We start from the raw sequence: 15,746 nt of genomic DNA, 5'->3' as shown, positions 1-15,746 counted from the left end.
CGGCTACGATAGTTTAGGGGTTGCCCTACGCCACAATCGCTCGGTGCCAGGTTCTATACTCTACTCAAAAACCCCCTTTTCTTACACGAAAATGGGGTTTTTGTTTTTCTTTATAAATTAAAAATTCTGTTATAGATTAGGAGATAAGCACAACGCTTCAAAAATTGACCAACTAATGAGGATGGTTGTAATGAAGAGCAAGAATCAATTTGTTGTATCCTTTCTCTTGAAAAGCGCTACAGTTTTTTTATCCTTGCTGCTGTGTGCTGATATTAGCAGTGGAGAAGTTACACCATCTACTTCTAAACCAAATATTATTGCCCAAGTACTAACTAATCAAGAAAAGGAAGAGTTAGTCAGACTGCGTGGAGAAAGAGATGATCGCGCACAAATACAAGCTGATTTTGAGCAAGCTTTTAACCGGACAACCATCCTACTCAATATCTGGTTAGTTATCCTCAGTTTATTTCCAGTTGCTATTATTGTTTTATTTTGGTTGTTCCGACGAGTAGCCATTCGGGAAATTGTTGATAGAGCAATGTCCCAATTTGAGGGGGTAGAAAAACTAGAGAATCAGTTAACTATTGTTAAACAAGATGCCGAAAATCTTATCCAAGATACTAAAAGCATTAATCGGCTCTTAGAAAGAGAAACTGAGTCTCTACAGCAAAAAATTAAAGTTGAGCAAGACAATTTATCTCTTGTGACATCTGATTTATTGCAGGCAAAAACAGATAACTTAGCACAAATATCTATAGAGATTGCAAACTTTCAAAGCAAAATAGAAAGTTTACTGCTAGAATTTGCCAATAAACTTTCTCAATCTGAGTTAGATACTCAACAGCAAAGACATATAACTCTGGAAAATATCGGGAAGATAGTAGCAGAACTTAGTAATCAACTTTCAGAATTACAAAAAGAGGCTGAAGAACACCAGAATTTAGTTTTAGAAAATATAGATACTTCTAGGTTTGAATTTAATAATCATCTGGTAAAATTACAGGCTGAGACTCAGCAACATAGAAATAACATTTGGGATAATTTAATTCGCTTACAGTCAGAGTTTACTATAAAAATATCTGAGTCACAGCGAGATTTACAACAACAAAAAGATATTAAATTAGATAATATTCAAGAAGTAAGAAATATTTTTAACGCTCAAGTATCAGAATTACAATTAGAAACCCAGCATCAAAAAGATAATTTATGGCATCATTTAAACCAAGTACAGCTAGAATTTATAGAGCAGTTGTCTAAATCAGAATCAGATTTACAACTACAAAAAGATAGAGTTTTGGCAAGATTAGAAGAATGGAAGAATTTATTGCAATTTCAAGTATCTGAATTACCGAGACAAAAGCAGGAAGAATTAACAAAAATTCAGTCAGAGTTTGCATCCTATTTATCCGAATTAAAAATAGATGCTCAAAAACAGAAAGATTCAATTCTCTCAGAATTGATGGAAAATAAAACTGCTGTGTTTTCAGAAAGAAAGCAAATACAGGAAATTCATCTGGAGAAATTAGCAGATGAAAATGAACAGACGCAATTAAGTTTTGATGAGTGTATTCAGCAGGGAGATAGTCTGTTTTCTCAAAAGAATTATGAAGAAGCGATCGCCTATTACGAACAAGCCGTTAAAATTGTATCTGATGACGCTGTAGCTTGGTTTAAGCGTGGTCTTACGCTGGCAAGATTAAACCGTTTCAAAGATGCCATAAAATCTTACAATCAGGCTATTAAAATTCAACCAGACTATCATCAAGCTTGGTGTGATTTGGGTGTGGCTTTCGGAAATATCCGCCGACATCAAGAAGCATTTACGGCTTTTAATAAAGCGACGCAAGTTAAGGAAGATGATGCAATTGCTTGGTTAAATCGTGGTTTAGCTTTGATAGAATTAGAAGAATATGAGGAAGCGATCGCTTCTTTTGATAAAGCTTTACAATTTCAACCAAATTCCCCCAAAATATGGGATAAACGTGGCTACACCTTGGTTAGATTAGGACTTGATGATGAAGCAGTTATTTCCTTTGATAAAGCACTAGAAATTAAACCAGACTATGCCAGTGCTTATTATAATAAAGCCGCTTGTTACGCACTGCAAAGAGAAGTTAATTTAGCTTTAGCTAATCTGGAACACGCAATCAATCTCAATCCTAGATATAAAGAAGATGCTGCAACTGATATAGATTTTGATGAGATTGCAAATAATGAACATTTTCAAGAATTAATTGCAGTAACAATACGCAGCAGCACTAATAAGTAAGTAAAAAAAGTTAACTTACTTTTTAGCTGCGATTCTCAGCTTTGTTCTCTGGCTAGGTGGATTAAGCCCTGCTCTAGCCCAGTCTTCCCCTAAACCATAGGTATTACGGATGCAGAAGACCAAAAACAAGAATATGACGTATATCACGACATATTCAGCATTAAAAAAGGGTTTCGTGGAAGATTCGCATCAATCCATGAAACCCTATTTCTTTATTAACTACATAACTAATGACAAAGACTTTTGAGTTTCCATGTAACTGTAAAGACGATTGACGGCGTTGACATAAGCGTAAGCAGCAGCAACCACGATATCAGTATCTGATGCTTGTCCAGAGAATATCTGTCCTTGATACTCCAAGCGAATTGTCACAGTTCCTAGTGCATCAATCCCCCCAGTCACTGACTGTACAGAAAACTCGATTAATTGATTGGGTATCTGCACTAGTCGATTAATGGCTTGGTATACTGCATCTACTGGCCCTGTACCTACACTGGCATCAGTAATAATTTTGCCTTCAGGAGTGACAATGGTGATAGTTGCAGTCGGGCAAGTGCAGTCACCACAGATTACTTGGACGTGTTCTATCTGGAAACCACTGTCTGCTTGAATTTGGGTTTCATCTCGCGCGATCGCCTCTAAATCCAAGTCAGACATTTCTTTTTTCTTATCAGCGACTTCCTTAAAGCGATTGAAGGCTTTGTTTAATTCCGCTTCACTCAATTCAAAGCCCAATTCTTTCAAACGTGTCCGAAAAGCGTTTCTACCAGAGTGCTTACCTAAAACTATCTTGTTTTCTGGCAAACCAATAGATGCAGCCTCCATAATTTCGTAAGTTTGGCGATGCTTAATCACTCCATCCTGATGAATGCCAGATTCATGGGCGAAAGCATTAGCGCCAACGATCGCTTTATTTGGCTGAATCAACATCCCTGTCAATTGGGACACCAAGGCAGAAGTTTTATAAATTTCCTGGGTTTTGATGTTGGTTAAGGGTACATCGCTATCTACTGCACGGCTAAAGTATGGATTGAAATAGTGTTTACGTACCTGCAAAGCCATGACAATTTCTTCTAAGGCTGCATTTCCTGCCCGTTCGCCGATACCGTTAATCGTACACTCTACCTGACGTACACCATTTTCAATTGCTGCCAAAGCATTGGCTGTTGCTAAACCCAAATCATTTTGGGTGTGAATCGAGAGAATTACTTGCTCAATATTGGGGACGTTTTGGCGAATCCCTTGAATCAAGTTACCCATTTCCTTTGGTGTGCAGTAGCCAACGGTATCGGGAATGTTGATTGTAGTTGCACCTGCGGCGATCGCCTGCTCTAACACCTGATACAAAAACTCTGGATCAGTACGGCTTGCATCCATAGGCGAAAATTCTACATCGTCTACAAAGGATTTAGCATAGGCAACCATTTCTTGGGCGATCGCCAATACTTCGCTACGAGACTTTTTCAACTGATATTGCAGATGAATATCCGAGGTGGAAATCATGGTGTGGATTCTCGGACGTGCTGCATCTTTCAAGGCTTCGGCGGCAGCTTGAATGTCTTGGCGCACGGCTCTAGCCAAACTACAAATCACCGGGCCACCAGCTACCCCTACTTGTTCGGCAATAGTTTTGACGGCTTGGAAATCGCCGGGACTAGCCACAGCAAAACCCGCTTCAATTACATCTACACCAAGGAGAGCTAGTTGATGAGCGATCGCTAGTTTTTCTTCTACATTCAGGGTTGCGCCTGGTGACTGTTCTCCGTCTCTCAGGGTGGTGTCGAAGATGATAACTCTGTCTGCTTGAGATTCGATGCTCATAACTTTCTCCCACAAGGTGAAGGTAATTACTTTGGATATTGTATACAATATCCTTAATTGTATACAATATAAATTATGAATTTAAATGAACTAGTAGCCAACGTGCTGCAACAACAACGTAGCACCCCCGATTTAATTGCTGATGCACTGCGGGAAGCGATTCTACGCGGTATTTTTCAAGAAGGACAATCCCTCAGACAAGATGAGATTGCTACACAGTTTGGTGTCAGTCGTATTCCTGTACGTGAAGCGTTGCGACAGTTAGAAGCGGAAGGCTTAGTCACACTGCACCTGAATCGTGGGGCGATGGTTTCCGTGCTGACGGCGGCGGAATTGCAAGAAATTTGTGAAATTCGCAGTGCTTTGGAAGTGACGGCGATACAGTTAGCAATCCCGAACATTAGGGAAGTAGATATAGAAAAAGCGGCTGTAATTCTGGAAGCCAGCAACCAAGCAACCGATGCTGGCGCATTAGCGAAATTAAATTGGGAATTCCACGCCACACTATACGCCACGGCTGAACGTCCCCGACTACTAGGCATGATTCAGACATTACAGATAAACTGCGATCGCTATGTGCGTGTACAGATGGCGCAAATGGATTATCAAGAACGTTCTCAAAAAGAACACTATCAACTTTTGGATGCCTGTCATCAGCGAGACAGTAAAATAGCTGTTCCCCTACTTAAACAACATATCGACAGTGCGGGAGAACAGCTAGTGGCTTATTTAGAGCAAAAAGCCGTGACTAGTTAAAATTTGGAGCTACTTGCTTACTTGAAACAATCTACCCTGTGGATAAGTATTGACCAGTTTATAATTTGTTGCCAGTTTTTTGAATGTTGTTGGTGATACTTCCAAAAGAAAAACAGTATCAAAGCTATCAGGGATTGCGATATCATCTTGAATCAGTTGAAAGTTGGTGTCTGAGTCAACCAAATGGCTCATAGATAATGCCCGATCCAAATTTGTACATAGAACCAATGGGCGATTGGCTGAACTGATAATTTCCGAGACTTTGGGAAAATGGGGACTACCAAAAGCGTTCCAAGATGGTGAGTAAGAAATTGCCAGACACGAACTAATACCACATAAAATCAGGACTGATAGAGCAAACTGTCCCCATCGCCTGCGTGAAGACTGACTAGCAGTCAACCAACTACCAATCAAATAGGCAACTATCAGTTCAACGGCTAAAGCAAAAGGAATTAAATACCGCATCCGGGTCGTAATAGAACTACCAGTGAGCAAGTCTTTTACCATCAAACTCACCCCTGCGGAAATTGCCAACGCTAGGAGGAAGTTTCTAATTTTGCTTGGTGCATATCGACAAAGATGGTAGAGAGAAATTGCGGCGATCGCTAATACTATCGGAGTAAAAAACCATTGCAACGCCTTAAACCAATTAGGAGAGAAAAAGGGATGATATAAATCTAGAAAAAGATTTTGTATTCCCTTCAACCAAGCATTGATTAATCCCAAAACAGAACTGCGGTCAGAAACTTGCCCGACCGAATATCCCAACATACTGGAATTAACAAAAGCCCATAACCAAGGTAAAAACATCAGAGTACTAATTCCCAAGGTTAAGAAAAAAGGAATTAAAATCTGAAAATTTTTAAATTTTTCATTAATCAAAACGTAAGCTGTATGAGCTATTAATACAAATCCAAATAGCACATTGGCATAAAGTCCAATAACAACACTTAATCCATAAATCACCCACCAAAATAAACTTTTAATTCGCATGGCTTTTAGTAAACATCCACACGCAATTACTGTAGTTGTTATCAAGATACTATAAGGACGTATGACTTGAGCATACTGCAAATGAAAGGGAGAAATAGCTAGAATTACTGCCGCCACCAAAGCGGTGGTTTTAGATGAAAATAGTTCTAATCCTAACCAGTAAACTCCCAATATTGCAATCACACTTAATAGTGCTACTAAACTTCTTTGAATAACTAATCCATTATCAAACCAATTGTTGAGTAAATATGACCATAAAAGTGTCAGAATTGGATAAAATGGAGGAAATACATATAACTTGCTAATAACTTGTTCAATTGATTGAATTAAAGTTTTATTTTGGTCAATAAACACATATTTTTTAATTTCACTGATGTTGAGAACAGAACCACCAAAATTTTTGTATGCTTGGGAATGTTGTCCGTAGATATAAGTTGATGAGTAAGTTTCATCAAAAGAGTAAACTTTTTGATCAAGATGATAAAATCTCAAAAAAATGCCTAATATTAATGAAACAATTAAAATAATTAGCAACCAATGCGGAAATTTATAACGTTCTTGTGATATTTTGTTTTCCATAATTTATTTTTAACAGCAGTAGAAAAATACAAACATTTACCAAATCACTAATGCTTGTTTTATTAAAAACATTAGTGTTAAATATGCGGTATTCCGCAAGCAAGTATGATTTATAAATTGTAAATATAGCGTTCTCTAAACTGTTGAATTACAAATTTATGATTTTTCATCATAAAATTATAATCACGTATAATTGATAGTCTGTAATATTCCTTAAATTTTAAGTTACTTAAGAATCATCATTTATATCTCTTTGATATCCATTCCTCTCGCGTTTCAGACTTTCTTCCAAAGCTTGAATTTGCTCACGACGAGCTTCTAATTCTAAAGAACGACGTGCCAAGTCTTGGTTTTGTAAAGTTAGGGATTGTCGCCACTGTTCTGCTTGTTCTACTTCTTGTTGCAACAAATCAGGAGTCATACCAGTGGTAAGATATGTTTGTACTATACTTAGTACCCAGTTACTAGCATCTTCTAATTTTTCGATATCACCTGTAAGGGAAAGCTCCACTAAAACTAGCAAGTTTTCGCTTATGATGTTGCTTTTACCCAGGAGAATAAAAGCTTCTTCTGGAATTATTGTCCAGAGATTATCGGCTTCCTGACGTGCTAATAACCTTAGCTGATACTGGTCTAAAAATTCATTTTTATGTACCTGGGCTAGATATAGCATGACCTTATTTGTGCTTTCATATTAGATTTTAAGTTTCTCTAGTATTTTTAATTTTTAATTTTTGGATAATTTTTAGCTTTTCCAGAGGTAATGAGAAAGTGATAAATTTCCCATTACCTATTGCAACTATGCTAAATCACGTAGGCGATCGCGCAAAATTTGGGCTTGTTTTTCTGCTTCGGCTAAGGCATCTCTCGCGCTTTGTACCACATCAGCAGGCGCTTTATCGACAAACTTAGGATTACTTAATCTACCTTTAAGAGATTGCGCTTCTGCTTCTGCTTTACTGATGCTTCTCTCTAGTTTGGCACGTAGGGTTTCGATATCCACCACACCAGCTAAGGGGATGACCACTTGTACAGTCCCAACCACACCCGCTATAGATTTTTCTGCTTCTTGTGGAGGTTGTGGTGCTGTCGCTGTCAGATTCTTATCAGCGCGTGGGGCGAAGAATTTAGCTAAGAACCTTTCTCTAGCTTGGCTTGATAATAAGTTACGGGCGATAAACCAAGTAGCGTAGCCCAAACCAACAGTTTCAAAGAAAGTGCCAAAGAAGGGAATATTATCAATTGTATCCGCTACGGCGAAAGCCACCCGGACAAAGACAAGAGCGACAATAACCAAGCCAATAGTCTTCAAACCCCTTTGTGGTTTCTTGTCTGTAACGCTTTGCGGCCGTTGTGCATCAGCGATAGTCAAAGTTTCCACCTTGGCTAAATCTTGAATATAAGATTGTCCAACTGTGAGAATTTGCCGTTCTGATTCACTGTCAGTTTGCAGATTTGCAATTATTCTCGCCCCTGGCTTCACTTCCGCCTCGGCGCGTAAGTTACGAATTGTACGGATAGTACCAATCAGCAGTTCAAACTGTGTTTCTAAACCTGGATTGATCAAGTTTGCATTTGCTTGGGGATAGGCTTGTAAAGCCAAAGTTTGAGGAGAATCTGCCGATTGTTGGGTGAGAGTCTGCCAAATCTCTTCTGTAATATGGGGCATAAAGGGATGCAGTAGCTTTAATATCCCTTCTAATACATAGGCGAGGGTTTGTTGTGCTACCTTGCGGGATGCTGGGTCTGCGTCCTTTTGCAGTCTGGATTTGACAAGTTCAATATACCAATCGCAAAAATCCCCCCAAATAAAATCGTAAATTCCCTTCGCTGCTTCCCCTAAACCATAGTTATCGATGTAATTGGTAGTTTGTTTGATAACTTGATGATAGCGGGAAAGAATCCAGCGATCAGCTAGGCTGAGAGGAACGCCATCGCTTAATTCATTGCTAAATGGTTCACCTAATTGTGCAGGTGTCTGTCCATCCAAATTCATCATCACAAATCGGGCAGCATTCCACAACTTATTAGCGAAGTTACGTGATGCTTCCACTGAGGGTGATTCATCCTTTTTCCGGTCATATTCCAAGCGGATATCTTGACCAGCACCAGCCACTTCCTTAACTAAGGTGTAGCGTAAGGCATCAGTACCGTATTTATCAATCAGCAACAGTGGGTCAATCCCATTATTCGCAGACTTCGACATCTTCTTATTATTTTCATCCCTTACCAAACCGTGAATATAAACAGTCTGGAAGGGCATTTGTCCTGTAAAGTGACTAGCCATCATCGTCATTCTGGCTACCCAGAAAAAGATGATGTCAAAGCCTGTAACTAAGGTAGTGGTGGGGTAGTATTTGGCTAAATCTGGGGTTTGTTCTGGCCAGCCTAAGGTAGAAAAAGGCCACAGTCCTGAAGAAAACCAAGTATCTAATACATCTGGGTCTTGTTCTAGTTGGACATTCTCCCCAAATTGGGCTTTAGCTTTCTCCCAAGCTTCATCAGTGGATTTAGCCACAACGAAAGGCGTGGTATCGGTGATTTGTCCACCAGTTTCACTCACTGCATACCAAGCCGGGATTTGATGACCCCACCACAATTGTCGAGAGATACACCAATCTCGGAGATTTACCAACCAATCACGGTAGACCTTCGTCCAGCGTTGGGGAACAAACTCTGGACTATTTTCTTTGTCCAGGGATTCTAAAGCCTTATCTGCTAACGGGCGAATTTTAACGAACCACTGAGTAGATAATAAAGGTTCAACAGGAACCTTACCGCGATCGCTATAAGGAACGGTATGCTTATAATCTTCTATCTTCACCAAAAAACCATCTGTTTCTAGGCGAGACACAACATTCTTTCTCGCCACAAAGCGGTCTTGTCCGGCAAACTCTCCACTATTGGCATTGAGCGTACCATCTTTATTGAGGATGTTAATAAATGGCAGATTATGACGCTTACCCATTTCAAAATCGTTCGGGTCATGGGCTGGAGTCACCTTCACGCAACCCGTACCGAAAGCGGGGTCAACTAACTCATCACCAATTATCGGGATTTCCCGTTGCATAATTGGCAGAGTCAAGGTTTTACCAATTAGATGTTTATATCTATCATCATGGGGATTAACAGCCACCCCTGTATCCCCCAGCATGGTTTCCGGTCGAGTCGTCGCTACCTCCACAAAACCAGAACCATCCGTCAGAGGATAGCGGAAATGCCAAAGATTACCCTCGACCTCTTTTGATTCCACTTCCACATCTGACACAGCCGACTGGGTAGCTGGACACCAATTGACCAAATATTCCCCACGATAAATTAAACCTTCATCGTAGAGACTGACAAACGCTTCTGCTACAGCTTTAGATAAGCCCTCATCTAAAGTAAACCTCTCCCGCGACCAATCCACCGAAACACCCAAACGTCGCAGCTGATTAACAATTGTTCCTCCTGATTCCGCCTTCCATTGCCAAGCACGTTCTAAAAATTTATCACGTCCCAACTCTTGGCGAGTTTTGCTCTCGGCTTTGAGTTGTTTTTCTAAAATTGTATGTACTGCAATACTGGCGTGGTCAGTTCCCGGTAGCCATAAGGTATTACGCCCTTGCATCCGGTGATAGCGCACCAGCGCATCAATCAACGCACTCTCAAAGGCGTGACCCATGTGCAGACTACCAGTCACATTAGGCGGCGGAATCACGACGCAGTAAGGTTCACCACTCTTGTTAGGGTCAGCTTTGTAAACTTGGTTTTCTTCCCAGAATTTTTGCCACTTCGCTTCAGTGGTAAAAGGATCGTAGAGACTGGGAAGATTGGGAATAGTTGCGGTCATTCTGGGAAATTTCAGTTTGGAAGGACTCTAATAAATTTTGCCACAGGGTTGGGAATTGGCGACTGTTGACCAATTCAATTTCTCCCATCCAGGAATTTTAATTGGTGGTATAGAGAGCTAATTTGCGGTAAGTTTACACCTAAGGCTTGGGCTTTGCGTAATGGATTGCCAACGATCGCTTCTACTTCTAAGGGACGGCACTCATCATAGTCGATTTTCATGCTCGTGCGGTAAGGCTTCATTTTCATCGTGTAATCAAGCATGGTGTGAATAAAGCTATCAGGAATTGTTCGCCCCATACTATTCGCCCCTGCTTTGACTTCATACATTAATTGCTTAACTAATGTACGAGTATAGGTGTCTGCCATTAATTCATCCGTTCTGGCATTGAGAACTACAGATAGACCATTGTAGGGAATATTCCACACCAGTTTTTTCCAGCGTCCCAATAATAAGTCTTCGGCTAATTCAATTGAAATTTCCGCCGTTTGAAAGTCATGGGCAATTTGCACCATCCTGTCTGTAATGCCGATAGTTGAATATCCAGCAGCATATTCACCCAAAGTGATGTGTCCATAGTCTAGGTGACGTATATGCCCGGCTCCTATTTTATTAGAACATAAAAAACACAACCCACCAATCACATGAACTTTGTCAACAATATCGGCAATTTCTTCTTCAATACCAAGCCCATTTTGTAATACCAAAACTACCCCATCATCTTTAACAACAGGTGGTAATAACTTCGATAGTAAATGATTTTGTGTGGTCTTCAGGGCTACCACTACCACATCACATTTTGGCATCTTTGCCACATCGTTATAAGCATTAACTTGGGGTAGGGTAAAATCACCGTCCTTAGACTCGACAATTAAACCATTTTGACTGACTTGTTCGTAGTCACTTTTGAGCAAAAAGTGGACATCTAAACCCACCTTTTGCAATTTAGCACCATAAAATCCGCCTAATGCACCAGTTCCTAAGATGGCGTACTTGCGTTCACTCATAAATTATCTGTTAAGATTTTTTTGATAATTATCATAGATCAGTATCTACAAACAAGCTGTTTTACGGATTATGTTATCTTCATCGGCTCACACAATTTTTTGATAAAAATTAAAACTGTTTTACTATAATTTAAAATTTTGGTAGAGATTAAGGTGAAATAGATGGCTGATATTGTTGATATTGCAGTTAGTGCCGATAGTTTTAAAACTCTGGTGACAGCTGTACAAGCTGCTGGTTTAGTAGAAACATTAAAAAGTCCAGGCCCTTTTACTGTCTTTGCACCCAATGACGATGCTTTTGCTAAATTACCCCCAGGAACTATACAAACTTTGGTGCAGAATATTCCCCAATTAACGAGAATTTTAAAGTATCATGTCGTCCCCGGCAAACTGAAGCAGGCTGACTTAGCAAAACTTGGTACGGTCACATCTGTGGAAGGTTCACCAATTAAAATTGATTGTGCTGATGGTTTCGAGGTGAAAAATGCCACGGTTTTAGCCGCAGATATCGAAGCTGATAATGGTGTGATTCACGTTATTGATACTGTAATTTTGATGGGTTAATTTTCGATACACCCAGTGTCGAAAAATTACCTAGTGTCCGTCAGATATTTAGAGGATACAGCCAGATATTAACTACTTTTCGAGGACAACGAACCTATGCGTATGTTTTGTGGAATGGGATTTACCACTCTGGTGTGTATACCTGGTTAGGGTTGTACTTGTCACAACGTTACAACATGGATGCCTTGACCATTGGTTTGACTATTCTCGGTTACGGCATTCCGGGATTACTATTGAGTTCCCTCATTGGTCGAGCCGTTGATCGTTGGGGACGACGCTGGCTCATTCCATCAGGACTAGTTATGGCAGCTTTAGCTGGTCTTGTAATGATTTTCAATATTCCCGCCCATGTGACGACGATAGCGGTTCTTTTTTTATCATTAGCGTACGACCTGACACAACCTTTGTTTGTGGGTATTGTGACCGACTTGGGAGATGGCAATAAATTAGGTCAAACAATGGGACTCAAAGTGTTTACCTTGTTCACGGGATTTGGTATTGGTAGCCTGATCTTTGGAGAACTACTGCACTTTGGATTTGGGATTTCTTTGGCCATTTTTGGCGGCATTCAGTTAATTTCTGGTTTGATCGCAATTCCCCTATTTTGGCAGGAAGTCCCTTCTCGATTGCGCTCATAGGCGTAAATAGAAGGTTCGTGCAAGCAGGGGCAAACTTGTAAAATTCTGTAAAAATTACCCTTTTTTAGCCTTAATTGATAAGAGATACTAATGATATCTTTGCCTAGTTTATGTCATTTTAGGCAATGTTTCTCCGTTTCGAGACGGAGCGATCATACTTTGAAACAAGAACTTCAGAGACTCCAAGTTCCGTTATGAAGCACCAGATGGAAGTGTTTGGGCTTATTATCATCCTGTAGATAAAACTCAAAGACAGCTATGGAAACGGGGGTGCTGTCGGATTGAAGAGTTGAAAAAGCTGTCAATGAGAGTAAGCATTAGCTATGAAGGTATACAGTAGCCCATCTATTACTTTCTATTCATCAATATCATAGAAAGTAATAGATGGGCAAGGCTCATTAATTAACTTAGCAGATTGTAATATCTACCACTACCACGATCATATTTATCCATATTCACAACAAACCTCAACTCTTTTTGAACACTCCAAATCAAGTAAATTTTAGCTACCCTGTATAAATGCTTAAATAGAAAATGATTGAATACTAAATTCAATATTTAAAAATTGAATTTAATATTTATCTTTTTAATTTCAAACCTGAGAATATTACACTGATATGCAATCCTCGTGTAGAGTTTGTGTAGAATTTGTGTAGATAAGGCTTACTAAAATTTTAATGCTGCTTATGTATGAGGATAATGATGACTATTTCAAGCGATAACCTAGTCCATGAACGGTTTCAATGAAATTTTCCGACGCACCTAATGCTTTCAGTTTTTGTCGAATACACCTAATATGGGATCTTATTGTTTCTTCAACAGGGGATTCATCAATTGACCAAACTTGTTCAATAATGCTAGAACGACTTAGTACTCGTCTACCATTAGCAACCAGTAATTCTAAAATTGCATATTCTTTTAGAGTTAATGATAGAGGGTAGCCATCATAAGCAGCTTCATAGGTACTAGGATTTAGGTACAATTTTCCCCATAACAGACTGACTGTGCTGCTGGAACTACCTCTTCTGAGTAACGCACGAATCCTAGCCATTAACTCTTCTAAATCAAATGGCTTTGCTACATAATCATCTGCACCGACATCTAACCCAGCAATCTTGTCAGCTACTGTATCACGGGCTGTTAACATTAACACAGGTATAGCTGAATTACGATGTGCAGCATTATTGATGCCGATAGTACGTAATCGGTGACAAAACTTAATTCCATCCAGCTTAGGCAGGGTTATATCCAGCACTACTAAATCATATTTCATTGATTGTGTAGAGTTCCAAGCTGCTTCTCCATCTTTGGCAATATCCACAACATATTGCCGTCTGTTGAGCGCCTCTGCTAGTACCTCTGCGAGTTGAGTATCATCTTCAACTACTAAAATTCGCATATTTTATCCTTGATTTAGCAGCAGGCAACTATATAAGCAATACCTTAAATTTATCATGTATGCTTTATTTTTTACGTATAAAATAAGCAAGCAACTATTGTTTAACTCAATATATGACTCAGCAATTAATAAGAAGGCCTTTCCAAGGAAAATGGATTATGGGAGGGTTTGGTTTAACCCTGTTGCTGATGGTAGTTGTCTGTTCAATTTCATTGAAGAACACAGATGAAATTAAACATGGAGCTAACAGGGTGCAGCAAACATATCAAACTCTCAATGCTTTGACAAATTTCTATGGCGCAATGACTGCCGCAGAATCGGCTAGACGAGGATATATTTTTTTAGGCAGTAGTCAGGATTTGCAGCGTTATTACAATGCAAAAGCAGATATGCAGTCTCAACTGCAAATATTACAAAAACAAATACATCCTACTAGGAGCCAAGAACAACGATTGGCAAGTTTGACTTCATTAGTCAATCAAAGATTATCCCTTTTAGAACAATCTATAGAACTTTACCAAGAAGATAAAAAAGCCTTATTGGAACAAAATAATATTACCGATAGCAGCGTTTATATTAGAGAAAAAATCTTGAAGATAATTGCAGATATTAAAGTGGAAGAACAAACTTATCTCCAAAATTCATTAGAAGAATCAAAACAAAGTATTCATTTCCGAATTTTTCTAGAAGTTTTTAGTATATTTTTAATTTTAATAGTAATTCTTGGTTTATGTATAATTCTTGAAAAGCAATGGATAAAACGAGAGCAAATCAGAAACTTAGAATCTTCTTTAGCTCAAGAAAAGAAAATAGGAGATTTAAAAACTCAATTATTTTCAATGATTTCTCATGAATTTCGTACACCCTTGAGTATAATTTTACTTTCGTCACAGTTATTAAGGGAGAGTCTTGAAAGTTTAGTAGAACAACAGCACTTAAAGAATATTTTTCGTATTCAATCTTCTGCTAAAGTGATGAATCATATATTGACAGATATATTAACTTTAACGAGAGCAGAAGCAGGTCAGTTAGAGTTTAAACCGCAAGTGATAAATTTAGAAAATTTTTGTTTAAATCTAGTAGAAGATTTACAGGTGTTTGCTACAACATCTAATAGAATAAAATTTAAAAAAAATAGTTCCATTTTTCGAGGAAATATTGATGAAAAACTTTTGTATTCTATTCTTAGCAATTTGTTATTAAATGCTATAAAATATTCAATCAATGAAGCCACAATTTATTTAACACTAAAATCCGAAGCAGAAGCTATAGCTTTCCAAGTCATTGATAAAGGAATTGGCATTCCATTAGCAGAGCAACATAAAATATATGAGCCTTTTTACCGATGTCAAAATGTTGAAAATATTGCGGGAACAGGTTTAGGATTAGCAGTTGTAAAAAAATGTATAGAGCGTCATCAAGGAGAAATTATCGTAGAAAGTGAAGTTGCTATAGGTACGACATTTACTATCATGATTCCTCAGAGAATCTTTAAAAATGATTAACACAAGGGCATTGAAAATTATTGAAGAAAGCCTTCAAGATACATTTTGATAATAGGGGTGGGATCAGCGAGCCTGTCATTTACCGCCACTTAACTTCCAAAAGCTTTGTCTTGTAAGGCTTATAGAAAAAACTTACTTTTACGCGTTAGCGAAGGATTTAGTAGACTTAACACGCTATGGAGGGCTGTACCATTTGAAACCCTCTAACTTTTGTAGCCTGAAACCCTTATGACAACGTTGTAAAACTCTGCACCAAATAAAGTAGACTTCAATTGAGGCGTTGCTGAATCACAATATGAATTATGCGATCGCCATATTCTCAGGGGGGCAAAGCCTCGGCATTGGAATACAACGATGTTTAAGATAATAAACTAACAATCTAA

General features: G+C 38.8%; 11 protein-coding genes. 5 read left to right on the top strand and 6 right to left on the bottom strand.

What is annotated here, in order from left to right:
• Positions 1 to 190: 190 nt before the first annotated feature.
• A complete protein-coding gene (locus tag H6G18_RS23490) occupies positions 191 to 2,269 on the top strand; it encodes a tetratricopeptide repeat protein (protein ID WP_190409505.1) in 2,079 nt (692 codons plus the stop codon).
• Positions 2,270 to 2,488: 219 nt separating this feature from the next.
• Here H6G18_RS23490 and H6G18_RS23485 read toward each other — a convergent pair whose 3' ends face one another.
• The gene (locus tag H6G18_RS23485; RefSeq protein WP_190409504.1) at positions 2,489 to 4,090 is read right to left on the bottom strand and encodes a 2-isopropylmalate synthase; all 1,602 of its coding nucleotides are present in this window, start codon (positions 4,088 to 4,090) and stop codon (positions 2,489 to 2,491) included.
• 75 nt (positions 4,091 to 4,165) lie between these two features.
• Between H6G18_RS23485 and H6G18_RS23480 the strand changes: the two genes are divergently transcribed.
• Positions 4,166 to 4,846: a GntR family transcriptional regulator gene (locus H6G18_RS23480; protein WP_190409503.1), complete on the top strand. Its 681-nt coding sequence runs from the start codon at positions 4,166 to 4,168 to the stop codon at positions 4,844 to 4,846.
• A gap of 9 nt (positions 4,847 to 4,855) precedes the next feature.
• Here the strand turns inward: H6G18_RS23480 and H6G18_RS23475 are convergent, their stop codons facing one another.
• The 4 genes from H6G18_RS23475 to H6G18_RS23460 form a co-directional block, all read right to left on the bottom strand.
• Positions 4,856 to 6,418, bottom strand: a complete 1,563-nt coding sequence (locus H6G18_RS23475) for a glycosyltransferase family 39 protein (protein WP_190409502.1) — start codon at positions 6,416 to 6,418, stop codon at positions 4,856 to 4,858.
• A 229-nt stretch (positions 6,419 to 6,647) separates the two neighbouring features.
• Positions 6,648 to 7,091, bottom strand: a complete 444-nt coding sequence (locus H6G18_RS23470) for a hypothetical protein (protein WP_190409501.1) — start codon at positions 7,089 to 7,091, stop codon at positions 6,648 to 6,650.
• A gap of 126 nt (positions 7,092 to 7,217) precedes the next feature.
• Positions 7,218 to 10,250, bottom strand: a complete 3,033-nt coding sequence (locus tag H6G18_RS23465; protein ID WP_190409500.1) for a valine--tRNA ligase — start codon at positions 10,248 to 10,250, stop codon at positions 7,218 to 7,220.
• Between the two features lie 74 nt (positions 10,251 to 10,324).
• On the bottom strand, positions 10,325 to 11,257 hold the full coding sequence (locus tag H6G18_RS23460; protein WP_190409499.1) for a putative 2-dehydropantoate 2-reductase: 933 nt from the start codon (positions 11,255 to 11,257) through the stop codon (positions 10,325 to 10,327).
• Positions 11,258 to 11,419: 162 nt separating this feature from the next.
• On the opposite strand from H6G18_RS23460, the gene H6G18_RS23455 reads away from it, so the two are divergent.
• On the top strand, positions 11,420 to 11,821 hold the full coding sequence (locus H6G18_RS23455) for a fasciclin domain-containing protein (protein WP_190409498.1): 402 nt from the start codon (positions 11,420 to 11,422) through the stop codon (positions 11,819 to 11,821).
• Between the two features lie 134 nt (positions 11,822 to 11,955).
• Positions 11,956 to 12,459: an MFS transporter gene (locus H6G18_RS23450; protein WP_313954458.1), complete on the top strand. Its 504-nt coding sequence runs from the start codon at positions 11,956 to 11,958 to the stop codon at positions 12,457 to 12,459.
• A 706-nt stretch (positions 12,460 to 13,165) separates the two neighbouring features.
• Here H6G18_RS23450 and H6G18_RS23445 read toward each other — a convergent pair.
• Positions 13,166 to 13,858, bottom strand: a complete 693-nt coding sequence (locus H6G18_RS23445; protein WP_190409497.1) for a response regulator transcription factor — start codon at positions 13,856 to 13,858, stop codon at positions 13,166 to 13,168.
• A gap of 113 nt (positions 13,859 to 13,971) precedes the next feature.
• On the opposite strand from H6G18_RS23445, the gene H6G18_RS23440 reads away from it, so the two are divergent.
• Positions 13,972 to 15,363: a sensor histidine kinase gene (locus H6G18_RS23440; protein WP_190409496.1), complete on the top strand. Its 1,392-nt coding sequence runs from the start codon at positions 13,972 to 13,974 to the stop codon at positions 15,361 to 15,363.
• Positions 15,364 to 15,746 lie beyond the last annotated feature (383 nt).

It is taken from the genome of Anabaena subtropica FACHB-260, from assembly GCF_014697105.1.
Classification (GTDB): Bacteria; Cyanobacteriota; Cyanobacteriia; order Cyanobacteriales; family Nostocaceae; genus Trichormus; species Trichormus subtropicus.
Note: the sequence above shows the minus strand (reverse complement) of the source record. Positions and strands in the feature narration are given on the sequence as shown.